Genomic DNA, 24137 nt, shown 5'->3' with positions numbered 1-24137 from the left:
CCTCCGGGGCTAGCCGACCTGGGCCACCGGCGCCGGGCGGTGCGTGATCTCCTCCATGAACGCGAACCGGGCGGCCAGCTCGGCGAGGGTCGCCCCCTCCCGCCAGGCCGAGGCAACCTGGGCGACCTGGACCAGGTCCATGCAGTCGCCGCGGGCCAGCACCTCGCCCGCGGAGCGGACGTCGATCATGAAGTACCGGGCCTGCGAGCCCAGCCCGACACAGACCACGCCCTGGTCGGAGTGCAGCTCGGCGCAGGTGAACCGGGCCCGCCCCTGCTCGGGTGCGGTCACCCGGCCGATGTCGAGCCGGTGGCGGTCGGCGGTCTCGATGAGCGCGGGGGCCAGGCCACCCCGCTCGACCAGATCCGGGTAGAGGCGCACACCCAGCGCCGTCGACGCGTCGCTCATGACTGACTCCCACTTCCTTGTGACAGAGACCAGCAGCACGCAGGTTACGGGGAGGTTTCCTGCGGACCTCGTCATCCTGTCCCGCGTGGACGCTCCACGGCAATAGGAAGTGTCGATTCGACCGCTATCGAGGGGTGCGATCGGGCGGTAACGGACCGTCGCGGCATTGGAAACACTCTTGACAGAAAGGTCACCATATCGACATGCTTCGCTTGGAGAGCGCTCTCCAAGATTCTCTGCCGCGCCGTCTCCGACGCGCCGCCTCCCCTTCACCTCGCTGAGGAGCCTCCCGTGTTCACAGCCCGCCCCACCTCCCGCAGCCGCCCCCTCGTCCTCGCGGCGGTCGCCCTCGTCACCACCCTCGCCACCCTCAGCCTCCCGGGCCAGTCCGACCGCGCCGAGGCCGCCATCGGCGGACTCACCTGGCAGGACGAGTTCAACGCCCCGGCCGGTACGCCCGTCGACGCGAACAAGTGGCGCTTCGACATCGGCGGCGGGGGCTGGGGCAACAACGAGCGGCAGTACTACACCAACAGCACCAGCAACGCCGTACACGACGGCCAGGGCAACCTCGTCATCACCGCCCGTCGGGAGAACCCCGCCAACTACCAGTGCCACTACGGCCGTTGTGAGTACACCTCGGCCCGGCTGCTGACGGCGGCGACCTTCACCCAGACGTACGGCCGCTTCGAAGCCCGCATCAAGATCCCGCGCGGTCAGGGCATCTGGCCGGCGTTCTGGATGCTCGGCACCGGCGGCGGATGGCCCGACTCCGGCGAGATCGACGTCATGGAGAACATCGGCCGGGAGCCCAACACCGTCTACGGCACCGTGCACGGCCCCGGCTACTCGGGCAGTGGCGGCATCACCGGCAGCCGCACGATCGGCGGCCCGCTCGCCGACGGTTTCCACGACTACCGGGTGGACTGGGAGCCGGGCGCGATCACCTGGTACCTGGACGGGGTGCAGTACCACCGGGTCGACCCGGCCCGCCTCGGCGGCAACCGGTGGGTGTTCGACCACCCGTTCTTCATGATCCTGAACGTGGCGGTCGGGGGAAACTGGCCCGGCTACCCGGACGGCTCCACCCAGTTCCCGCAGCAGATGCTCGTCGACTACGTCCGGGTGTCGAGCTACACCTCCGACGGCGGCAACCCGCCGTCCGGCACCACGCGGCTTCGGGGAGCGCAGAGCGGGCGCTGCATCGACATCCCGAGCGCCAACCCCGTCGAGGGCGCCAAGCTGCAGATCTGGGACTGCAACACGACCGCGGCGCAGGCGTGGACCTTCGCCTCCGACGGGACCGTCCGGGCGATGGGCAAGTGCATGGACCCGGCCTGGGCCGGCACGGCCAACGGCACCGAGGTCAACCTGGTCAGCTGCAACGGCAACCCGGCTCAGCGCTTCACGCTCAACAGCGCAGGCGACCTGGTCAACCTCAGCGCCAACAAGTGCGTCGACGTACGGGAGGCCAACCCCAACAACGGCGGCAAGCTGCACCTGTGGGACTGCCTCGGCGCGTCCAACCAGAAGTGGTCCCGCTTCTGAGCAGACCGGCATGAGCGAACGGGCCGTCCGAGCGCAGCCTCGGACGGCCCGTTCGCGTGCGCGACAGTGCCCCGAACCCGATTCGGTCGGGCGACCACCCAGCGACCGCTATGTTCGGTTTAGTCCGTATATAGCCATCACGGGAGTGAGCCCATGTCGCACCACCTCGACACCCCCCTCGCGGCCCAGGGAGGTCAGCTCTACATCGACGACCTCTACGTCTTCGACGGCGACCACGCCACGGTGTTCGTCATGGACGTCAACAGCTCGGTGACCAGGGCCGACATCAAGCGTGGCTTCCACGCCGAGGCCCGCTACGAGTTCAAGATTCACTTCAACGGGGCGGACACCGAGGAGCTGACCTACCGGTTCGCGTTCGGCGAGCCGGACGGCAACGCCACGCAGACCCTCCAACTGTACGAACTCACCGGCGCCGACGCCCGGGACGACGCCGCCATGGGCACTCCGATCGCCGAGGGCCGGACCGGCGAGGTGACGACCGGGCAGCGTGTCCGGGTCTGGGCGGGCCGGATCACCGACCCGTTCTACATCGATCTCGGCGAACTCGCCACCATCAACGGCGCGGTCAAGAACGGGGCGAAGGTGGACCGCTCGACGTGGCGGGCCGATCAGGCGACGAACAGCTTCGCCGGCACCACGGTCGAGTCGATCGTCCTGGAGGTCTCCCACGACGAGCCGCTGCTGCGCGAGGGCACCGAGATCGGCGTCTGGTGCCGGACCCTGCTCGCCACCGACGCGGGCGGATGGCGGCAGATCAACCGCGCCGGCCACCCCATGATGTGGCCCGTGTTCTGGCCGCACGACACCGACTTCTCGGATCCGGCGAACTTCCGGCACCCCAAGCAGGACCTGCCCGAGGACGGAGAGGAGATCGCCAAGGCGGTCGCCGGGGTCGTCGCGGCGAACGGCACCGCGCCGGACCCCCAGGCGTACGGCTGGAGCGTCGCCCGCGCGCTCTACCCCGACGTGCTGTCGTACACGGTGGGCACGGCCGCGAACTACGGCTTCGCGGTCCGCAACGGTCGCACCATGGCCGACAACGCGCCCGAGGTGATGTTCTCCCTGGTCCTGAACACCGGCACCACCTCCGGACTCACCCCGGACGTCACGAAGGCCGCCCGCGCCGACGCGTTCCCGTACGTGGTGCCGGCCTGACACCACCTCGCCCGGGTGACGACGGCATTGTTTGACCGTTTTATGCTGCTTTGCGCGTTTACCGTCTGAATCGCAACCTTTGGGCGATTCAGATAGGAGACTCGATGCGCAGGAAATTTCTCGCGGGTGTGGCCGGTATCGCCGCCACCCTCGCTCTCGCCGGACCAGCCGCCGCCGACACGACCGGCGACACGATCGTGACTCTCACCGTCGACGCGGCCGGTGGGCTCTCGATCACGGTGCCGGCGACGGCGAACATCGGCCACGGCATTGAGGGCTCGACCGTCAGCGGCCTGCTCGGCCCGGTCACCGTGCTCGACCAGCGCGGGTCGCTCACCCCCAACTGGACCGCCACCGTCATCTCCACCGACTTCACCACCGGTGGTGGCTCCTCCGGGGAGACGATCCCGAACATCAACGTCCTGTACTGGTCCGGTCCCGCCACGGCGACCGCCGGCAGCGGCACCTTCACGCCGGGACAGCCCACCGTAGCCCAACAGGTGATCATCAACGTTCCGCAGACGGCGATGAGCCACACCGGCGGGACGGGCAACAACTTCGCCACCTGGAACCCGACGCTGGTGGTGAACATTCCGATCGGCACCGTCCAGGGTGCCTACACCGGGACGGTGACACATTCGGTGTTCTGACCCGCTCGGCCGGCTGGTGCTGCTGGCCTCGGTCGCCCTCGTGGCGCTCGGGGTCTCGGCGGCGCCAGCCGTCGCCGTGCGGGAGCAGCGCCAGGAACCCGCCGACGAGGCCGCGATCAGCATCCGCATGCTGGACATCCCCGCGAGTCGGGTGCAGGACCCCCGTGCCCAGGTCTACATCGTGGACCACCTGAAGCCGGGCACGACGATCCACCGTCGGGTCGAGGTGCAGAACACCTCGGACGAGACGCAGAAGATCGACTTTTACTCCGGGGCGGCGTCGGTGGAGAAGAACGCCTTCGCCGTGCCCGAGGGGCGTACGGGCAACGAGCTCAGCGGATGGATCCGGCTCAAGACCGCCAGGCTGGAGTTGGACCCGGGCGAGCGGCGACCGGTCGAGGTCGAGATCGCCGTGCCGAGCAAGGCGTCCAAGGGTGAGCGGTACGCCGCGATCTGGGCACAGGTCACCAGCTCGAAGGAGCGCGGCGGCAACGTCACGCAGATCCACCGGGTCGGCATCCGGGTCTACCTGGACGTCGGCCCCGGCGGTGAGCCACCGACGGACTTCCGCATCGACGGACTGACCGCGGAGCCCGGAACCGGCGAGTTTCCCGTGGTGTCCGCCAAAATCACGAACACCGGCCAGCGCGCCCTGGACATGACCGGCACGCTGTCGCTGCGCAAGGCGGCGGTGCAGGCCGGACCGTTCAAGGTGACGAACGGCGTGACGATCCTGCCCGGCCAGAGCGGCCAGGTCCGCGTCGAGGTCAACCAGTCGTTGCCCGCGGGCACCTGGGAGGTGCACGCGACATTCGCCAGCGGCACCGTCGAGCGCACCGCGACGGGCACGATCGTCCTGCCCGTCGCCGCGCCGATGGCGGTCACGACGGCTTCCGGCCCGAGCTGGCTGGTCTACGCGGTCGGAGTGGTCGCCCTGCTGGTCCTGGTGACGCTCGGCGGCTGGTACCTCATCCGTCGGCAACGGACCCGGCTGGCCTGACCGCCGCGACGCCGACTGCCCTGCCCGGCCGTTCCCCGTGGAGCGGCCGGGCAGCACCGTGTCGGCCCCGCCCCCTCAGACCAGCCACCGACCGTCGCGCATCAGGTCGCGGCCGGCGATCTCGTCCTCCTCCCGCCACGCCTGTGTCCACCGAGGTGTCACCCGCGGGTACACCTGGCGGGTCGCACCGGGCCGCGCGTCCCAGCGCTTCGCGGCGAAGGTTCCGGTGGCACGTGTGTTCTCCCTTCGCCGCGCTCACGGACCTTCGGCATGGCTGCCGCTTGGAGAAGGATCGATGGTGGAGCCGTCCGGGCCCGCCGCAGGCCGGCCAGTTCTTATGAAACAGGCCCTAGATGACCGAGTGCGTCACGACCGCCACATAGTCTCCGACCACCAGCCCGTTCGAAAGCCGCACCGCAAGCGTCGGATTCCAGGTGGCGGAGTTCGCGCCGCCGGTCTGGCCGGACCAGCCGGCGGCCGTGCGCGGCGTGTCCAGTACGGCGCCGGGCTGCGGGAGGAACGTCCCGTCACCGGTGGTGGCGAGGGCTGGCCCGGAGGCGTACGTGATGTTGCTGTTCGGAATGGTCTCGTCCGACGTGCCGGAACCGGTGGTGAAGTTCGTGGTCGAGACGACGCTGACCCACCGTCCGGAGAAGGGGCCACGGTCGTCGGTGACGGTGACCGGGCCGAGTTGACCCGAGACACCTGTCGCATCCGAGGTGACGGTGCCGAGTGGGGAGATCGTCGGGACGCTGATGGAGAGCCCGCCGAGCGGACTGATGACCAGTTGCGCAGCCCTCGTGTCGGACTGGTTGAACGAGTCGGTCACCCGCACGGTGAACGGGAACGTGCCGGACGCCGTCGGTGTGCCGGCGAGCAGGCCGGTGGCCGGGTCGAGGCTCAGGCCGGGGGGCAGGCTTCCGGAGCTGACCGACCAGACGAAGGGACTCGTGCCGCCGGTCACCGTGAGCTGGTACTGGTACGGCACGTACGCCTTGCCCGGCGGCGGCGCGAAGTTCAGGGTCGGCGGCGGGTTGACCGCCACCGGCGCGGAGGGGGCCGACTGGGGGCCGGTACCGGCCGCGTTGATCGCGGCCACCCGGAAGGTGTAGGTGGCGCCGCCGGTCAGTCCGGTGACGACCTGGATCGTGGCGGTCCCGCTGAAGGTCTGGGGGGCCTGCGCCACTCCGTTGAGGTAGGGCGTCACCGTGTAACCGGTGATGGGCGAACTGCCGTTGGCCGGGGTCGTCCAGCTCAGCCTGGCGGCGGTCGTCCCCCCGGTGACCGAGGTGATCGCCGGTGCGCCCGGCAGGGTGTACGGCACCACCGCCGCCGACACCGGGCTGGCCGCGCTGGTGCCGTACGCGTTCACCGCGGCGACCCGGAAGGCGTACGAGGAGCCGGCGGTCAGCCCGGTCAGTGTGCGGCTTGTGGTGGAGGCGTCGAAGGAGAGGGTCGGTTGCGTGACGCCGTCCCGGATCGGGGTGACGAGGTACGCCGTGATCGGGCTGCCGTTGCTCGCCGGCGCGGTCCAGCTCACGGTGGCGCTGGTGACACCCGCGACGGCGGTCGGCGTGGCCGGCGTGGCGGGCGCCGAGGCGTAGACGTAGTTCGCCGACCCGGCGGCGCCTCGGGTGACGACGCTGACCGTGACCGTCGCCGCGCTGGAGCGGGCGGGCATCGAGGAGATGCCGAGGGTGCCGTCGGGGTTGACGGTGAAGCAGCCGGCCGCCGGGCCGGAGGTGCAGGGCAGCAGCAGCACCGACGTGCCGGCCTGCTGTTCGGCGGGCGTACCGATGGTGATCGCGGTCGCACCGGTGAGGTTGCTGCCGCCGACGGTGACGGCGATGCCCCCGGCGATCGAGCTCTGCGCGGGGGTGACGGTCACACCGCTCGGTGCGGTGGCTGGCGCGACGCCGGTGGCGATGCCGGAGTAGCCCGGGTTCGCGTCGACCGACGACGAGGTCGCCACCGTGGCGGTCTGGATCAGTGCCGGTGTCACCCCGGTTCCGGTCACGGTGGCGACGACGGTGATGGGCGGCAGGAAGGTGCCGCCGGGGAACGGACCGTTGCTGTTGGTGCAGGTGATGGTCTGGCCTGAGGGTGGGCCGCAGACCCAGCCGGTGCCGACCGCGCCGCGCGGCGTGACGCCGGTCGGCACGGTCTGGGTGACCGAGATGGGCGACGTCTCCGTGGCGCCGGCGTCGACCCCCGCGATGATCGAGTAGGTGACCGGGTCACCGGGCTGCGGGGTGGGGCCGACCGCGCTGGTCTGCGCGACGTTGAGGTCCGGCACCTGGTTGAAGCTGACCGCCCGAGCCTCGTCGACCTCGTGGAAGTCGGTGACCGATCCGGTCGAGCCCACCCAGCCGAAGGCGAGTTGCCGGGGGTAGCCGTCGGCGTTCAGCCAGGTCGGCGACGGGTACAGGGTCGGCGACACGACCGGCAGCGCGCCCTGAAGGGTCTGCGCGGAACCGCCGACCGGGGTGAAGCGGATCCGGTACTGACCGGCGGGAGTGGTGATCCCGCTGTCGGTCATGTACGGCGAGCCGGTGGTGTTGATGACGACCTCGACCGGCACCACGGACGCGGCCCGGGTGCTGGCCCGCAACGCCAGGGCGGGGGCCGAGGTGCTGCCGGCGCTGCTGTTGATCGCGCAGTAGCCGACGCCGTTGCGGCCCGGACCACGGACGACGACCTGCCCGGGTACGCGCCCCCCGGTGGTGTTGATGTACGGCGGGTTCGTGCAGCCGGTGCCCTGGTAGGTGCTGCTGCTGAAGTTGCCGAAGACGTCCAGCCCGATGCCCAGGTAGCCGTTGGACAGACCCGCCGACACGCCGTTGAACGCCGTCGAGTAGCCCAGCGAACCGCCCGTCTGACCGAGGGTCGCCGGGGACCTCGGGTTGGCGGGGTCGACAGCGGCCAGCGCGAAGGCGAGGCCGTCCGCGCCCGGGTTGGAGCCGCCGTACTGGTAGGTGTTGAAGGTGAGGTGCAGACCCTGCGAGGTGGGAACGCTGACCGCGCCGAACACCCCGCCCTGGCGGTTGATCGTGGCGGGGGTGAGGCGCAGCTTGCCCGCGCCCTGCGGGTCGGTGGAGGTGGTGCAGCTCAGTAGCGGGCCGGTGGTCGTGTTGCCGGCCGCGCTGAGGCAGGCGGCATTGGTCCCGCCGGCGGTGGGCACGCCCGGCACCGTCACCGGGCCGATGCCGTTCGCCGTGTTGTTGTGAAAGGGCTGGTCGAACAGGACGGACCCGACGGCCGACGCCGGTAGCGGTGTGAGCGTCAGCGCCCCCGCGGTCACGGCGGCCACGAGAGCCAGGGTGCCCATCGGACGACACAGTCCTGGAAACGCCACGTCCATCCTCCGCTGGTCACTCCAATCCCAAAAGGGACTCTATACCCCAAAAGCCCCCAATACTCTGGGTACGCGGAAGCCGGCGAAGCCCATACGGAAGCGGACCGGCCCCACTCGGTCACACCGAGGGGGCCGGTCCGCAGGCGGTGGGGTGATCAGCCCGCGATGTCGCGGGGGTCGCGGCTGCGCGGGTAGGTGTTCTTCTCCCCGATCGTGCCGTCCTGCTTCTTGATCACGTGCTCGACGCCCCGGTCGGCGGCCATCTCGCGGCCCTGTTCCTGCGCGTCGGCCTTGGTGTCATGCGTGCTGCTGGCCCGGTCGCTGCCCTCCGGGCGGTTCTTCCACTGGCCGTTCTCCTGGTACGTGTCGACATCGCCCTTGGTCATCGCCAGCTCCTTCCCTGCGTCTGCGCGGTCGTCCTCTTCAGTGCCCTGAGCGGGGGCGGGCAAACCGCCGTCCTCAGGAGACGGCCGGACAGTTGTTGCTCACCCGGCGGAGAATCTGCTCCTCCTCGTCGGTCGTGATGCCCGACGGCGTGCCGTCGAAGTGGGTCTCCACCTTGTCCCAACCTCGGCGCTGCTCGTAGTGCAGGTGCGGAGCGCCCGAGTTGCCGGTGCTGCCGAGTCGACCGATCTGCTCGCCCTGGGTGACCTTCTGACCGACCGTGACCAGCGGCGGTTCGAGGAGGTGCAGGTACTGCGTCTCCCAGGTGCCGCCGTGGTCGATCTTCACCCAGTAGCCACCGCCACGTCCGCGCGGCCCTTCCGGGTTCTCCGGCGTACGCCCACCCAGCGAGCCGTTGATGCCGGCCACCGTGACGGTGCCGCCGTAGGAGGCGAGGACGGGACGCCCCCACGACTCGCCCTCGATGGGGAAGAAGTCGACGTCGTAGTCGTCGTGGCCGGGGTAGGTGCTGAGCTGCCAGGTCTCCCCGCAGGTGACGGGCATCTGGAAGAGCGGGCGGGGACCGGCCGGTCGCAGCATCGGCACGACGACCACGGCGACGCCGGCGACGGCCGCCGCCGCGACGAGCGCGAGCAGGATGACGAGGGTTCGCCGACGGGGACGGCGATGGGCGCGGACTCTGGTGGGGCGGCCGGTCGTCACCGGCCCGAGCATGGCAGACGTCGGCCATCCTCGACCAGCGGCGATGCGTTGCAGTTGCATCGTCAAAGCGCTACGGTGGATGCAATGCAGTCGTATTGCAACTGGGGGTCGGCGTGTACGTGCTCGCGTTGTCCGAGGTGACCGCCGAGATGAGTGACCTGGTCGGCGGGAAGGCAGCCGGGCTGGGCGCGCTGATCCGGCACGGCGAACGCGTACCCGAGGGGTTCTGCGTCACCACCGAGGCCCACCGACACGGCGTCGTACCGGTGGCGGAGATCATCGCGGCGTACGAGCGGCTCGGGGCCGGCCCGGTCGCCGTACGCTCCAGCGCCACCGCCGAGGATCTGCCGGACGCCAGCTTCGCCGGGCAGCAGGACACCGTCCTGGGCGTCACCGGCGCGGCGGAACTCGTCGCCGCGGTCGAGAAGTGCTGGGACTCCCTGCACAGTGACCGCGCGACCGCGTACCGCGAGGCCCACGAGATCGACCAGCATGAGCTGGCGATGGCCGTCGTCGTGCAACGCATGGTCACGCCCACGGTGGCGGGGGTGCTCTACACCGCCAACCCGCTGACCGGTCGGCGTGACGAGATGGTGGTCGACGCCGCGCCGGGACTCGGCACCACCGTCGTGGACGGCGGCACGGCCGTGGACCACTACGTCCTCGACGGCGTCGCGCGGGACGACACCGGGTGCCTGACGTCCGCGCAGTTGGAGAGGCTGCGGGCGGCCGGCGAGCGGCTGGCCGGGCACTTCGGCTGCCCGCAGGACGTGGAGTGGGCGATCGACGCGGACGACGTGCTGTGGTTGCTGCAGTCACGCCCGATCACCAGCCTGTTTCCCCTGCCGCCGGCCACCGGCAAGCCCCTCCCCCGCGTCTTCCTGGAGTTCGGCCACGTCCAGGGCATGCTGCGACCGGTCACCCCGATGGGCATGGCGACCCTGCGGGCGCAGATCACCGCGACGCTCGCGGCGCTCGGCGTCCGGGTGGAGATCGTCGACATCGGCGGCCGCCTCTACGGCGACCTGACCGACCTGGCCCGGAGCAGGTCGTCCCGGCGACGACTGGTCAAGCTCATGGCGGTCGACTTCGGCCCCCGGGCGCAGGCCGTGATGCGGCACGTCCTGGCCGATCCGCGATTCGCCCCGACCAGCGGCGGGCGCGGCACGGCACAGCGGGCGGCGTCACTACGGACCGCCGGCCGGGCGGCGGTGGGAATCGGGCGTGCCCTGGCCCGCCCGGACACGGCACGCATTCGGCTGTTCGAGGCGATCGATCAGCTCCGAGCCCGCTCGGTGGCCCCCGACGACCTGCGGACCACCGCCGAGCGGCTGCGCTTCGTCGAGGCGCGCGACGACACCGACCACAGCGACGCCATCATGTGGCCGATCGTCGCCGGCATGCTCGCCACGGCGCTGCCGTCCCCGCTGCTCAAGGGCATCGCCGGTCCGGACGAGATCCACGCCGTGCTCGGCGGGATGCCACACAACGTCACCATCGAGATGGACCTGGCGCTGTGGCGACTCGCCCAGGGCGTGGGTGAGCACCGGCGACTGCTGCTCGACACACCACCGGACGAGTTGGCCGCCCGTCACCTGCGCGGAGCGCTGCCCGACATCGGCATGGCCGACTTCCTGGACGCGTACGGGCACCGCGGTGCGGCCGAGGTCGACCTCGGGGTGCCGCGCTGGGCCGAGGACCCCACACCGGTCTTCGCCGCGCTCGCCAACTATCTCCGGGTCACCGACCCGGAGCAGGGCCCCGACCAGCGCTTCCGCCGTGCCGCCGCGACGGCCGAGACGGCGCTGAGAGACCTCGTCGCGCGGGCCCGCCGACAGCGGCCGGTACGCGGCCGGATCGCCGGTTTCCTGCTGGGTCGCGCCCGCTCGCTGGCGGGCCTGCGCGAGGCCGGCAAGTTCGCCGGGCTGTACCCACTGCGGGAGACCCGCCGACAGTTGCTGTTGATCGGAGCCGACCTGACCGACGCCGGGCTGCTGGACCAGCGCGACGACATCATGTTCCTGACCCTCGACGAGGTGTGTGTCGCCGTACACCAGGGTGTCGACCAGCGCGACGTCGTCGCGTCCCGGCGGTCCGCGCACCGCCGCGAGCTGCGTCGCCGGTCGGTGCCGGTGGCCCTGCTGTCCGACGGCACCGACGTCGAGACTGTCCTGGCACGGGTACCCGGCGGTGACGGGACGCTCGTCGGCGTGGGAGCGTCCGCAGGTCGGGTCACCGGCCCGGCCCGCGTCGTGCACGACCCGGCCACCGCCCACGTCGAGCCCGGCGACGTCCTGGTCACCGCGACCACGGACCCCGGCTGGACCCCGCTGTTCCTCACCGCCGCCGCCCTGGTCAGCGAGACGGGCGCGATCATGGCGCACGGCCCCACGGTGGCGCGGGAGTACGGCATCCCCGCCGTCATCTGCGTGCCCGACGCCACCCGAACGATCACCACGGGTCAACTCGTCACCGTCGACGGTGGCGCGGGCGCCGTGACCGTCCACTGACCACCCACCTGACCCCGAGGACGACGATGACCGAGACGAGGACGCCGAGCAGGGCGGCCGTCGGGCCGCTGCTGCGCCGGGCGGTCGTGACCGAGGCGGCGATGTGGCGCAGCCTCTACCTGTGGGCGCGTCGCCGTCCCCTGCCGCTCGGGCCGGGCGACGAGCCGTTCGGCTACCTCGGCGTGGTCAAGCCGATCCTCGGGATCTTCATCGCCCTGTCGGCCGTCGAGATCCCGATCTTCGACCTGATCGTCAGCCACGTGGTCCCCTGGCGGCCGGCCCGCTGGATCGTGCTCGGCCTCGGCATCTGGGGTCTGCTCTGGATGGTCGGTCTCTGGGCGAGCATGACCATCCACCCACACATCGTCGCCGACACCGGGCTGCGGGTACGCAACAGCTCCGGCATCGACATCTGGATCCCGTGGTCGGACGTCGCCGCGCTGCGCAAACGGCACCGCTCCCTGCCGTCGAGCAGGTCCATCCAGGTCGAGCGGGAGGGTGCGCGCCAGATTTTGCACATCTCGGTCGGCAGCCAGACGAGCATCGACGTCGTGCTGCGCCGGCCGACGACCTTCGACCTGCCCCGAGGCCGGTCCGCGCCGGTGGACGAGCTGCGACTGTACGCCGACGACCCCGACGGCCTGCTGCGCAGCGCCCGGGGCACGCCCGCGCCGGAGACTGACCGCCGCGCGACGGCGGCTCCCGGCCACCCGCTGTGAAACGATCGAGGCCATGCCCAAGAAGGTCGATCACCAGCAGCGCCGCACCCTCATCGCGGACGCGTTGATGCGGGTCGCCGCGGATCAGGGCCTGGAAGCCGTCAGCCTCCGTCACGTCGCCACCGAGGCGGGCGTGTCCGCCGGAATGGTCCAGCACTACTTCCGCACCAAGGACGAGATGATGGCGTTCGCGTTGAGCGTGGTCCGCGAACGCAGCCAGATCCGGGTCACCGAGGCGGTGGCGCGACTCGGCGAGGCCCCCGCGCCCCGGCTGCTGCTGCGTACGATCATCGCCGCGCTCCTGCCGCTCGACGCGCACACCCGCGACGACGGTCGGGTGGCGCTCGCGTTCCTCGCCTACACGGCGGTGCGCCCGACGGCCGCGACCGGTCTGCGCGAGGGCACCGCGCAGCTCACCGCCTTCGTCGCCAGCGTCCTGCCCACCAACGACGTGGCCGCCGCGGCCGGCCTGCTGGCGCTGATGGAAGGGCTCGGCGTCTACCTGCTCGGTGGGCAGTACACCGCCGAGCAGGCCCTCGCCGCCCTGGACGCCCAGCTGGACCTGCTCTTCGGCGGAACCCGCACGACCGACGGGCCGTGACCCGACGTCGAGTCACGGCCCGTCCCTCGCACTCCGCTCAGCCCACCCGAGCGGCAGCCCGCGCCTTGCGCTGGCGCAACTCCTCCGCGGTCATCAGCCAGGTCGAGTTCGTCGCCCCGAGACCGAGGAGCACCTGGTCGAAGCCGTTGCCGTCGTTGTCGTCGGTGTAGCAGAGGCTCACCTCGCCCCACGGGGACGCGGCGATGGCCAGGTCTTCCTGGCGGCCGGTCGTGGTCTGGCTCAACGCCTGCGCCGCCAGCCGACCCGTGCTGCTGCCGTCCGGGTTGAGGCCACGCGCCCAGACGTCCGGGTTGGCGCCGGACACCGTCCAGCCCACCACGACGTTGTCCTCGTCGTCGACGCCGACGCCGGGGGCGACGGCCCCGGACCCGGTGGACACCTGGACCTCGTCGTGGCGGGCCGCGCCGGCCGCGGTGAACGAACGGGCCCAGACGCCCGTCGTGCCGGTGTGGTCCGACTCCCAACCGACGGCGAAGTCACCGGAGTAGGTCGACGCGACCGATGCCCGCCGCTGCTGGCCGCCGCTCTGCGCGTTGGCCGTACGCCGGGACAGCACCACCGCGCCGTTCGCGCGCGCCAACCGGGTCAGACCGATGTTGTACGACCCGTTCGCGTCGGCGTCCTCGTCCCAGACCACCAGCGCCTCGCCGGAGGCGGACACCGCCACGTCGGGGCGGTGGTGGCTGCCGGTCGTCTGCGAGGCCGTCACCTCGTACCCCTTGCTGGTGGGGCCGGTGAAGCCGGCGGCCTTGACGGTGGCCGGCGCGGTTCCCTGCACGTCCTCCCAGACGACGGCGAAGCCGACAGCCGCGCTGGTGGGCGCGCCGTCCGGGTCGACGGCCACCTTCGGCCAGATCTGCTGGCCGGCGTCGCTGGCGTTGGCCTGCCCGGAACCGAGGATCGCGCCGGCCGGCGACACCACCCGGTACTGGATGTTGTAGACGCCGTTGCCGTCACCGTCGGCGGCCCAGACGACCACGGCGTTGCCCCGGTCGTCGAGCCCCACGTCGGGGCTGATGTGTCGCCAGGCGGCCCCGCTGGTGCCGCCGGTCGAGAGCTTCAGCTCGTAGCCGGGCGTGCCGTCGCGGAACAGGCGCAGGTAGATCTCGCTGTGGGTGTCGTCCTCGGGCGCGGTGCTGTCCCGGTCGTCCTCCCAGGCCACCGCGACCTGCCCGGCGCGGTTCATGGCGATGGCGGGCAGGTCCTGGTCGCCGGTCGCCACGCTGTTGGCGGTGGTCCAGGTGATCGCGTCGGCGGTCATGGCCTTCGGAGCGGGCGCCACGGCGGTCGGCAGCAGCAGGGACGCGGCGAGCAGTGTCGTGAGTGCGGTCATCAGGGTGCTCCTTCTACCCGGCCTGCAGGCCGGGCTGGCCGTCGAGGATGACGAACGAGCGCACCGTCGACGCGGCCGCGCCGTGCTCGGTCACCGTGTTCACCGCGCGGAAGTCCGCGCGGACCTGGCTGCGGCTGATCGTCGTACGGACGTAGCCGCGCCGGTCGGAGTAGAACTTCAGGTGCGGGTTGGTCGCCGCGTTCGGGATGGTGGTGCTGCCGGTCCCGTTGCCCGTCGAGGTGATCGAGGTGCAGACCAGCTCGGTGCCGATGGTGGCCGACGACGGGTTGGCGTAGTCGGCCTTCAGCTCGTTGGCCCAGGACTTGTGCACGTCGCCGGTGAGGACGAGCGGGTTGCGCACGCCGCGCTGCTGCCAGCCGCTCTGGATGCGGCTGCGCGAGGCCCGGTAGCCGTCCCAGGCGTCCATGTTCGCCGCCCCGCTCGCCTCGAACTGACGGGCGAAGAACACCTGCTGGCCGAGGATGTCCCAGGTGCCGTAGTGCTGGGCCAGCCCGTCGAGCAGCCACGCCTCCTGGGTCGCGCCGGTCAGCGACCGGGAGGTTAGGTCGGCGTCCGCGCAGACCTTCCAGCCGTCGCCGCACGCCTGGTCGTCGCGGAACTGCCGGGTGTCGAGCATGTGGAAGGTGGCGAGCTGCCCCCACCGCACGCGGCGGTAGAGGCCGATGCTGTTGCCACTCGGCGCGGAGGCCGGTCGCAGCGGCATGTTCTCGTAGTAGGCGCGGTACGCGGCGGTGCGCCGGGCGGTCCACTGGGCGGCGGTCAGCGTCGGGCTGCTGTCGGCCCGGACCATGTTCGCGTAGTTGTTCTCCACCTCGTGGTCGTCCGGCACCACCAGCCAGGGCGCCGCCGCGTGCGCCGCCTGCAGGTCCGGGTCGGACTTGTAGAGGGCGTACCGGCGGCGGTAGTCGGCCAGCGACACGATCTCCGCGCCCACGTGCTGGCGCACCGCCGAGGTGTTGACGCCGCCCTCGTAGATGTAGTCGCCCAGGTGCAGGATCAGCCCCGGGTTCTCCTCGGCCATCCGCCGGTACGCCGTGTAGTAGCCGGCCTCGTAGTGCGCGCAGGAGGCGAACGCCATGACCAGGTCGCGGCCGAACGTGCCCGCCGCCGGTGCGGTCCGGGTACGCCCCACCGGGGAGATCTGCCCCTGGGCCCGGAATCGGTAGTAGTAGTCGGAGTCGGCCGCCAGGCCGCCCGCGACGACGTGCACCGAGTGGGCGTCGGCGTACCGGGCGACCACCGAGCCGGACGCGACCAGCGACGAGAAGCGGTCCGTGGTGGACACCTGCCACTCGACCGTCACGTCAGCGTCGGCCATGCCGCCCTGCCCGTCCGCGTTGAGCGGTGACGGCGCCAGTCGGGTCCACAGGACCACGCTGTCGGCGGCCGGATCACCCGACGCCACACCGAGTTTGAAGGGGTACGGCGCCGCGGCGCGGGCAGTCTGCCCGGGGGTTACCGCGGCGCCGGCGGCGGCGAGTCCACCGAGGACGAAGATGCGACGACTGAGCCTTGTCATGGTCAATACCTTCGAGGCCGTCGATGAACAGCTAAGGCTGTGGCGCGGAAGCCGACATGACGGGACGTTGGCCGCGTCAAGGCCGTCAGGTGTCGTGCCTCGCGACCGGGTCGTCAGGTCAGCGGCGACGGCGACTCGGCGTTGGGGATCAGCAGTTTCGGCGTGCCGGAGCCGTCGGCGGGGACGCCGAACACGTCCGGCCGGCCGTCACTCTGGCGCAGCGTGTAGGCCAACGTCGCGTCGTCGAGCCAGGCCGCCTGGTCGTCCACGCTGGCGGTCTCCGCCGTCGCGGTGATCCGCCCGGACGCCAGGTCGAGCACGGACAGCCGCCAGCCCTTCCTGGGGTCCGCGTCGATCGCCTGTTTGAAGGCGATCCGGGTGCCGTCGGGCGACAGCGACGGGCACTCGACGTTCTCCCGCAGCGTCGCCACGGTCCGGGCGGCCACGTCGCCGCGTACCAGGTAGCGCTTGCCGCCGGTCGACATGGTCGCGTAGAACCGGTTGTCGTCGGCGGTGAAGGTGACGCCCCAGTAGTTGACGTCCGGGCTGCGGTAGGCGCGGCCGTCCCGCGTGACGGCGAACCCCTCCAACGACGGGACGGTCGCCCCGGTGACGGTGTCGAGGATGCCGGTGCGGGTGGAGAAGCCGCTCGCCGTGTAGGAGTCGCCCCCGACGAACGTCGTCCAGGAGACCATCCGGCCCGACGCCGAGACCCGGGCCCGGTTGGGCAGGCCCGGCACGCTCAGCGTCCGCCTCTGGTTCAGCGCCGCGTCGAGCACCACCACCTGGTACGACCAGGCGGTATCCGGCTTCAGGCAGACGCCGGTGCCGGCCGCCGCGTACACCCGCAGGCATTCCAGACCCGAGACGGTACGCGGCCCGGCGGGGTCGGCGGTGGCGACGCTGGAGACGTGCCGGTCGGTGACGGCCAGCAGGCGCGGGCCCGGCGTCAGCGCGACCGCCTGGTCCCCGGCGGCGGCCGCTGGCGGGGTCCGGGGCGGCTCGGCGGCGAGGGCCGCGTAGCCCACCGCCCCGCTGGCCAACAGCACCGCCGAGGCGGCCACCACACCGAGCTTGGCCCGGGTCGACATCGCGGTCACGAGGACACCCTCCGAGGGATCAGACGGGACGGGGAAGCCAGCAGGAGCACGGTGACCACCAGGACACCGGCGACGGCCACGGCCGCCGCGAGGACCGCCGCCCGCGGCCCCCAGGCCTGCCAAGCCAGACCGAACACGACCGAGGAGACGAGGTACGCGAGCGCCTGCCCGGTCTGCACCAGCGCGATCCCGGTGGTCCGCAGCCGCGGTGGCAGCACCGGTCCGGCGAGCGCGATGAGCACGCCGTCGGTGGCCGCGTAGAACCCGCCGTAGAGCGCCAGCGTGAGCACGAGCGCCGGCCAGCCGTGCAACGGCCCGGCCAGCAGCAGGTAGGTCGCGCCGAGGGCGACGTAGCCGCCCACCACGACCGGCAGCCTCCCGACCCGGTCGGCCAGGACACCGAGCGGGGCGGCGAGCAGCAGGTAGGCGAGGCTGGTGCCCACCGCCAGCAGGGGGAACCACCGCAGGCCCAGGTCCTCGCGGCGTTGCAGCACCAGGTAGACGAAGCCGTCGCCGATGGTGGCCAGGCCGAGCATCGTCGCGGCCAGCAGCAGCCGACGGGCCGGCCGGCTGCGCAGCAGGCCCCACGCCTCGCCGACGGAGACCCGGGGCTCGTCCGGCGCGTCGGCGGGCTCGCCGCTCGGGCGCTCCCGGACGAACAGCACGAGCACGACGACCGCCAGCGCGGCGACGCAGAAGCTGGTGACGAAGACCGCGTCGTACGACTGGCCGACGGCCAGCAGGACGGCGAACGCGGCGAGCGGCCCGAGGAACGCGCCGACGCTGTCCATGGCCCGGTGCACCCCGAACGCCCGACCCAGCGCCTCGGGCGGGGTGGAGAGCGTGATCAGCGCGTCCCGGGGCGCGCTGCGCACGCCCTTGCCGAGCCGGTCGACGGCGATGACCGCGCCGATGGCGGGGACCGACCGGCCGGCGAGCAACAGCCCGAGCTTGGCGACCGCCGAGAGCGCGTAACCGACACCGGCGACGAGCTTGCGCCTCCGGAACCGGTCGGCCGCGAAGCCGCCGACGACCCGCAGCAGCGCGGTCGCGCCGGTGTGGACGCCGTCGAGCACACCGAAGGCCACCGGGCTGAGTTGCAGGCCCAGCACCAGGTAGAGCGGCAGGACGGCGGCCACCATCTCGGCCGAGACGTCGGTGATCAGGCTGACCGTGCCGAGCGCGACCACGTTGCCGCTGACCAGGGCGAGCCGGCGGCGGCGCGGCCCGGGTGGGTCGGAGACCGGACGGGAGACGGTCGACAGGTACACGCGCATCTCCTGGACATCGGTGGGCGACGGTCAGCCATCGTGACGATCCGGCGCGAAGGGCCACAAGAGAGCACGGGCTGCGGGCAGGCGTGCGGTGGGTGAACATCCAGCAAACATCGAGATGTTTCACTGTCTGAGCGTACTGTTCACCTGGCGGCAGTGCGCCGGTTCATCGACCTTCCTACGTTCCTTGCGCTCTACACCCGCAAACGGAGGGGTCCTGGATGGACATTCGAATCGCCCGCCCACCGGTGACGGTCGGTACGGTCGCGGTGCTCGTCGCCGCCACCGCCGCCGTCGTCCTGACCGGCTCGGGCACGGCCGCCGCGGCGAGCGTGACGTTCACGCCGGTCGCCGACACCTACGTCCAGAGCGACACGGCATCCACCAACTACGGCACGTCTACGCAGGTCGTGGTCGACAACTCGCCCGCCCGGCGGATGTTCCTGCGCTTCACGGTGAGCGGCGTCAGCGGCACAGTGACCAGCGCCAAGCTGCGGTTGCGCACGATCAGCGGCAACAGCGGCAGCGACGCCGGCGGCACGTTCCGGAGGATGTCCAGCACCACCTGGTCGGAGACCGGCACCACCTGGAACAACCAGCCGGCCATCGACGGGGCCACCCTCTCCTCGCTCGGCGCGGTCGCCGGCAACACCTGGTACGAGGTCGACGTCACCGCCGCGGTCACCGGCAACGGCACGTACAGCTTCGGCGCCACCTCGACCAGCGGCGACGGCGCGTACTACGACACCCGCGAGAGTGGCGGCGACGCACCGCAGTTGGTGGTCACGACCGGCACCACGACGCCGCCGTCCGGTGACCCCGTCCTCGTCGGGGCCGGCGACATCGCCACCTCCGGCTCCGGCGACACGGCCACCGCCGCGCTGCTCGACAACATCTCCGGCACCGTCTTCACGACCGGCGACAACGTCTACGACAGCGGCACCGCGACGCAGTTCGCCAGCTACTACGAGCCCACCTGGGGCCGGCACAAGAGCCGCACCCGCCCGTCGCCGGGCAACCACGACTACAACACGTCCGGCGCCACCGGCTACTACAACTACTTCGGTACGACCGCCGGCCCGAGCGGCCGGGGCTACTACTCCTACGACCTCGGCAACTGGCACGTCGTGTCGCTGAACTCGAACATCAGCATGTCGGCCGGCTCCGCCCAGGAGCAGTGGCTGCGCGCCGACCTCGCGGCCAGCAGCAAGCCGTGCACGATCGCGTACTGGCACCACCCGCTCTTCACGTCCAGCTCCGACCACGCGCCGTCCACGTCGACGCGCCCGCTGTACCAGGCGCTCTACGACTACAACGCCGACGTCGTGGTGTGGGGCCACAACCACGTGTACGAGCGGTTCGGCCCGATGAACCCGTCCGGTAGCTACGACGCCAGCCGGGGCATGCGCAGCTTCGTCGCCGGCATGGGCGGCGCGGACCACTACGGCTTCGGCACCATCCAGCCCAACAGCGAGGCGCGCAACAGCTCCGCCTGGGGGGTTCTGAAGTTCACCCTGCACTCCGGCAGCTACGACTGGCAGTTCGTGCCGGTCGCCGGCCAGACCTACGCCGACAGCGGCACCGGCAACTGCCACTGACGGCCCGATCCCGCTGCGCCGTTCGCGGCGCAGCGGGATTCTCCGTACCTCAGCACCGCCGTGACCAGCGTCTGCCCGACAATGCCGTGATCTGCGGCAAACAGGCCCAAAGTTGTCCAAGAGCCGGTTGAACCGTCGCCGGGCCACCCCGTAGTACCTCGGTACCGATCAGGACACCTACCCGGGAGGTCTACCAGTGGCGGCACCATGGGAAGAGTACAACCAGAGCTGGTTCCAGTACGACGGGCAGGGAAGTGTCGTCGACACCCGGAATCGCAATCCCGACGTCAGCCCACGAGACACAATGGTCGCTCTCTGGGAGAACATTGACGTGACCCGGCAGCTGGCCATGGCCGTAAACCTCAGCCAGCAGGCCATTGCCGAGTTCAACAACGTCAGACACCTTCCGGAAGACGCCACGCAAATCCTGGAGCGTCCCGACCTCAGCAACGATCTATTGAACGACGCCGCGGCAAGGTTGGCGGAGAGCGTCGCAGGAATCGAGCGGGCGGCCTCTGCGATGGAGACGTCCGTCCGCTTACTCAACATGGCTGGGGAGCGGTGGAACTCTCACCAAGGCGACTCACCGTACAACGAGAATATCGTGACCCTTCAAGCGGCGCAGTCGAGGGATGCGATCAACTCTATCAATACTTTTCTGAACATAAACCGGATCGCCACCGGGGCGATCGATGAGGCGAGAACGCGTGGTGTGCAGCACCCGGATTTCGGCCAGGCGCGCCAAGCGGCGACCCGGAGCCTCGATGATGTCCACCTAATGTCATCTGATGTCAATGTCCTCCTGTACACGAACGAGCGCGATGTGCGCGGGGTGTCCGACCTGGGCTGGCAGACGACGCCCACCCGGAACGATCTACCTGACCAAACAGTCGACAGGCTGGCGAACACACTCAGCGGCGGGGTCTACACCGACTCCAACCCGCACGGCGCACAACACTTCTCCACCACCGCGAGGAATGCGCAGGTAGCACAGGAGGCCATGAACATCCTGAGTGATGCGGGATTTGGCGAGCACGCGATGGCGTGGCAGGCGTATCACGCCCGGCAGCAGCACACGGCCGACACATTTCCGAGCGTCCAGTTCTACCCCGAGGGCCAATGGTCGGGGCAGGCGAACAGCCGGTCGGTCGGCGGCCCGGCGGGCGAGTCCATCGCCGACGAAACTACGACCAGCCAGCAGCATGGTGCCAGACGGCGGGGTGCACGGCGCCGGCGATGACCTGACCGCGTGGGCTCACAGCCCAGTCTGCGACGGGGTTCGGCGACCGAGCGACGTGTGCCCCCGCCCTCGAGATGGGCGGGGGCACACGTGCGTGCGGTCAGGGCATCAGCGGGTGCCGGCCGCCCGGCGCTTGTTGTAGACGTCGAACGCGACGGCGACGAGCAGGACGAGCCCCTTCACCACCGACTGCGTCGACTGGTCGACGCCCATCAGCTGCATGCCGTTGCTCATCACCGCCATGATCAGACCACCGACCATCGCGCCGACCACGGTGCCCACGCCGCCGGTGACCGCCGCGCCGCCGATGAAGGCCGCCGCGATCGCGTCCAGCTCGAACATGTTGCCGGCCGCGGGCTGCGCGCCGTTGGACCGCGACGAGTAGATGACGCCCGCCACGGCCGCGAGGAAGCCCATGTTGACGAACATCCAGAAGTTGACGGTGCGGACCTTCACGCCCGACAGCGCCGCCGCCGAGAGGTTGCCGCCGATCGCGTAGACCTGACGGCCGAAGACCGTCCGCCGGGTGAGCAGACCGTAGACCAGCACCAGCGCCGCCAGGATGATCAGCACGATCGGCAGGCCCCGGGCGTGGGCCAGCTGCCAGGCGAAGTACATGATGACCGCGCCCACCAGGACGACCCGGGCCACGAACAGCGGGAACGACTCGACCGGCTGCTGGTAGCGGATGCGCGCCAGACGGGTGCGGAAGCCGCTCACGGCGTACCCGGCCACGGCGATCGCGCCGATCAACAACGTGAAGGCGTCGAAGCCGTTACCGCCGAGCAGGCCGTTGAGGAAGCCCGCCGCCACCTTCTGGTACTCGGACGGGAACGGCGACAGCGAGATGTTGTCGAGCACCCGCAGGGTGAGACCCCGGAACAGCAGCATGCCGGCCAGGGTCACGATGAACGCCGGGATGCCGGCGTACGCCACCCAGAAGCCGTGCCACGCGCCGACCGCGATGCCGACGGCCAGCGCCGCGAGGACACCCAGCCACCACGGGTGCCCCTGCTGGATCACGAGGACGGCGGACACCGCGCCGGTCAGCGCGACCACCGAACCCACCGACAGGTCGATGTGCCCGCCGATGATCAGGATGACCATGCCGATCGCGAGGACCAGGATGTACGAGTACTGCAGGACGATGTTGGTGATGTTGCCGGGGCTCAGCGACACCCCGTCGGTCAGTACCGCGAAGAGCGCCAGGATGACGACCAGGGCGACGTAGATCCCGCTCTGCCGGAGGTTGTTCAGCACCAGGGCCCGCAGGTCGCTCGTCCCCGTGTGCAGAGCGGCGGCCGGGGCGGTGTCCGACGGTGTCGGGCGCTCCGTCGAAGGGGTTTTGATGCTGGTCATCCGACGAGCTCCTTGTCCTTTGTCATCAGCTCCATGAGGCTCTCCTGGGTTGCCTCGCTCACCGGCTTCTCACCGGTGATCCGGCCCGCGGCGAGGGTGTAGATGCGGTCACACATCCCGAGCAGCTCCGGCAGCTCGCTGGAGATGACGATCACCGCTTTTCCGGCGGCCACCAGCCGGTTGATGATCGTGTAGATCTCGAACTTGGCCCCGACGTCGATCCCGCGCGTCGGCTCGTCCAGGATCAGCACGTCCGGGTCGGTGAAGAGCCACTTCGACAGCACGACCTTCTGCTGGTTGCCGCCGGAGAGCTTGCCGACCACCGCCATCACGCTCGTCGTCTTGATGTTCATGTCCCGCCGGCTCGACTCGGCGACCTTGATCTCCTCGTTGCCGTTCACCCAGCCGTACTTGGCCAGCCGGTCCAGGGCGGCGGCGGAGACGTTGCGCCGGACGTCGTCGATGAGGTTCAGGCCGTACCGCTTGCGGTCCTCGGTGACGTACGCGATGCGGTTGTCGATGGCCTCCGCGACGTTGCGGGCGTTGACCTCGCGACCGTGCATGAAGAGCTTGCCCTTGATGTCGCGGCCGTAGGAGCGGCCGAAGACGCTCATCGCCAACTCGGTCCGGCCGGCGCCCATCAGCCCTGCGATGCCGACCACCTCGCCGGCGCGCACCGACAGGTTGACGTCCTCGACGACCATCCGCTCCTGGGTCGGGTGCCGCACCGACCAGTCCTCGATCCGCAGCACCTCCTCGCCGGGCGACGATTCGCGGTCGGGGTAGAAGCTCTCGATGTCGCGGCCGACCATGCCCCGGATGATGCGCTGCTGGTTGACGTCGTCGGCGCGCATGTCCAGGGTCTCCACCGTACGACCGTCCCGGATGACGGTGGTCGAGTCGGCGATCGCGGTGATCTCGTTGAGCTTGTGCGAGATCATGATGCAGGTGATGCCCCGCTCCTTGAGCTGCCGGAGCAGGCCGAGCAGGTGCGCCGAGTCGACGTCGTTGAGGGCGGCCGTCGGCTCGTCCAGGATGAGCAGGCGCACCTTCTTGGACAGCGCCTTGGCGATCTCCACGAGTTGCTGCTTGCCGACGCCGAGCTGGATCACCGGGGTCACGGGGTTCTCGTGCAGCCCGACGGACGCCAGCAGCTCCGCCGCCTCGGCGTTGGCCTTGTTCCAGTCGATCAGGCCGCTGCGGCCCCGGCGCTCGTTACCCAGGAAGAGGTTCTCGGCGATCGACAGGTAGGGCACCAGGGCGAGTTCCTGGTGGATGATGACGATGCCATTGGCCTCGCTGTCCCGGATGCCCCGGAACTGCATCGGCTTGCCGTCGAAGAGGATCTCGCCGTCGTACGAGCCGGATGGGTGGACGCCGGAGAGCACCTTCATGAGGGTGGACTTGCCGGCGCCGTTCTCGCCGCAGATGGCGTGGATCTCTCCCCGACGTACCGCGAGGTTGACATCCTCCAGCGCGGTCACTCCGGGGAAGGTCTTCGTGATACGACGCATCTCGAGGATGGTGTCGTCCATGGTCACTGTCCTCTGTCGGTCTGGACGTTGCTCGATCACGGCGTCGGGCCCGGCGGTCGCCCG

General features: G+C 70.7%; 19 protein-coding genes. 9 read left to right on the top strand and 10 right to left on the bottom strand.

Annotated elements, in window-relative coordinates; all coding sequences use genetic code 11:
• Nucleotides 1–9: 9 nt before the first annotated feature.
• Nucleotides 10–408, bottom strand: a complete 399-nt coding sequence (locus ACQP03_RS11100; protein WP_357120335.1) for a hypothetical protein — start codon at nt 406–408, stop codon at nt 10–12.
• A gap of 291 nt (nt 409–699) precedes the next feature.
• Here ACQP03_RS11100 and ACQP03_RS11095 point away from each other — a divergent pair, with 291 nt between their 5' ends.
• The 4 genes from ACQP03_RS11095 to ACQP03_RS11080 all read left to right on the top strand — a co-directional run bounded on the left by ACQP03_RS11095 (nt 700) and on the right by ACQP03_RS11080 (nt 4782).
• Nucleotides 700–1956, top strand: coding sequence for a family 16 glycosylhydrolase (locus ACQP03_RS11095; protein ID WP_357397024.1), 1257 nt, complete (start codon nt 700–702; stop codon nt 1954–1956).
• Nucleotides 1957–2109: 153 nt separating this feature from the next.
• A complete protein-coding gene (locus ACQP03_RS11090; RefSeq protein WP_357120341.1) occupies nt 2110–3132 on the top strand; it encodes a DUF4331 family protein in 1023 nt (340 codons plus the stop codon).
• 104 nt (nt 3133–3236) lie between these two features.
• Nucleotides 3237–3782, top strand: a complete 546-nt coding sequence (locus ACQP03_RS11085) for a hypothetical protein (RefSeq protein ID WP_357397026.1) — start codon at nt 3237–3239, stop codon at nt 3780–3782.
• 16 nt (nt 3783–3798) lie between these two features.
• Entirely contained in the window at nt 3799–4782 is a 984-nt protein-coding gene (locus ACQP03_RS11080) for a hypothetical protein (protein WP_357397029.1), read from the top strand.
• A 349-nt stretch (nt 4783–5131) separates the two neighbouring features.
• Here ACQP03_RS11080 and ACQP03_RS11075 read toward each other — a convergent pair whose 3' ends face one another.
• The 3 genes from ACQP03_RS11075 to ACQP03_RS11065 all read right to left on the bottom strand — a co-directional run bounded on the left by ACQP03_RS11075 (nt 5132) and on the right by ACQP03_RS11065 (nt 9256).
• The gene (locus tag ACQP03_RS11075; RefSeq protein WP_433460848.1) at nt 5132–8092 is read right to left on the bottom strand and encodes a fibronectin type III domain-containing protein; all 2961 of its coding nucleotides are present in this window, start codon (nt 8090–8092) and stop codon (nt 5132–5134) included.
• Between the two features lie 200 nt (nt 8093–8292).
• Nucleotides 8293–8523 (bottom strand): DUF2188 domain-containing protein, encoded by a 231-nt coding sequence (locus ACQP03_RS11070; RefSeq protein ID WP_357120353.1) that lies wholly within the window; start codon nt 8521–8523, stop codon nt 8293–8295.
• Nucleotides 8524–8596: 73 nt separating this feature from the next.
• Nucleotides 8597–9256, bottom strand: coding sequence for a M23 family metallopeptidase (locus tag ACQP03_RS11065; protein ID WP_357120805.1), 660 nt, complete (start codon nt 9254–9256; stop codon nt 8597–8599).
• An 83-nt stretch (nt 9257–9339) separates the two neighbouring features.
• Here ACQP03_RS11065 and ACQP03_RS11060 point away from each other — a divergent pair, with 83 nt between their 5' ends.
• From ACQP03_RS11060 to ACQP03_RS11050, 3 genes are read left to right on the top strand one after another with little or no spacing between them, the layout of a single operon-like run.
• Nucleotides 9340–11754, top strand: coding sequence for a PEP/pyruvate-binding domain-containing protein (locus tag ACQP03_RS11060; protein ID WP_357120356.1), 2415 nt, complete (start codon nt 9340–9342; stop codon nt 11752–11754).
• A 26-nt stretch (nt 11755–11780) separates the two neighbouring features.
• Entirely contained in the window at nt 11781–12473 is a 693-nt protein-coding gene (locus tag ACQP03_RS11055; protein ID WP_357120359.1) for a hypothetical protein, read from the top strand.
• Nucleotides 12474–12486: 13 nt separating this feature from the next.
• Nucleotides 12487–13074 (top strand): TetR/AcrR family transcriptional regulator, encoded by a 588-nt coding sequence (locus tag ACQP03_RS11050; RefSeq protein ID WP_357120362.1) that lies wholly within the window; start codon nt 12487–12489, stop codon nt 13072–13074.
• Nucleotides 13075–13111: 37 nt separating this feature from the next.
• Here ACQP03_RS11050 and ACQP03_RS11045 read toward each other — a convergent pair whose 3' ends face one another.
• The 4 genes from ACQP03_RS11045 to ACQP03_RS11030 form a co-directional block, all read right to left on the bottom strand.
• Nucleotides 13112–14428: a hypothetical protein gene (locus ACQP03_RS11045; RefSeq protein ID WP_363661217.1), complete on the bottom strand. Its 1317-nt coding sequence runs from the start codon at nt 14426–14428 to the stop codon at nt 13112–13114.
• Nucleotides 14429–14441: 13 nt separating this feature from the next.
• Nucleotides 14442–15968 (bottom strand): alkaline phosphatase D family protein, encoded by a 1527-nt coding sequence (locus tag ACQP03_RS11040; protein WP_357120368.1) that lies wholly within the window; start codon nt 15966–15968, stop codon nt 14442–14444.
• Nucleotides 15969–16081: 113 nt separating this feature from the next.
• A complete protein-coding gene (locus ACQP03_RS11035) occupies nt 16082–17059 on the bottom strand; it encodes a hypothetical protein (RefSeq protein ID WP_357120809.1) in 978 nt (325 codons plus the stop codon).
• Nucleotides 17060–17064: 5 nt separating this feature from the next.
• Nucleotides 17065–18339 (bottom strand): MFS transporter, encoded by a 1275-nt coding sequence (locus ACQP03_RS11030; protein ID WP_433460847.1) that lies wholly within the window; start codon nt 18337–18339, stop codon nt 17065–17067.
• Between the two features lie 224 nt (nt 18340–18563).
• Between ACQP03_RS11030 and ACQP03_RS11025 the strand changes: the two genes are divergently transcribed.
• Both ACQP03_RS11025 and ACQP03_RS11020 read left to right on the top strand, forming a co-directional pair.
• Nucleotides 18564–19940 (top strand): CBM96 family carbohydrate-binding protein, encoded by a 1377-nt coding sequence (locus tag ACQP03_RS11025; protein ID WP_357120374.1) that lies wholly within the window; start codon nt 18564–18566, stop codon nt 19938–19940.
• A 196-nt stretch (nt 19941–20136) separates the two neighbouring features.
• A complete protein-coding gene (locus ACQP03_RS11020) occupies nt 20137–21180 on the top strand; it encodes a hypothetical protein (protein WP_357120377.1) in 1044 nt (347 codons plus the stop codon).
• A 108-nt stretch (nt 21181–21288) separates the two neighbouring features.
• On the opposite strand, the gene mmsB is transcribed toward ACQP03_RS11020, so the two are convergent.
• Nucleotides 21289–22539, bottom strand: coding sequence for a multiple monosaccharide ABC transporter permease (mmsB, locus tag ACQP03_RS11015; protein ID WP_357120380.1), 1251 nt, complete (start codon nt 22537–22539; stop codon nt 21289–21291).
• Entirely contained in the window at nt 22536–24074 is a 1539-nt protein-coding gene (mmsA, locus tag ACQP03_RS11010) for a multiple monosaccharide ABC transporter ATP-binding protein (RefSeq protein ID WP_357120383.1), read from the bottom strand. The genes mmsB and mmsA overlap by 4 nt, the downstream gene beginning before the upstream one ends.
• Nucleotides 24075–24137 lie beyond the last annotated feature (63 nt).

It is taken from the genome of Micromonospora sp. CA-248212, from assembly GCF_050948405.1.
In the GTDB taxonomy this organism is placed as follows: domain Bacteria; phylum Actinomycetota; class Actinomycetes; order Mycobacteriales; family Micromonosporaceae; genus Micromonospora.
This window is presented reverse-complemented; position numbering and strand designations above follow the sequence as displayed.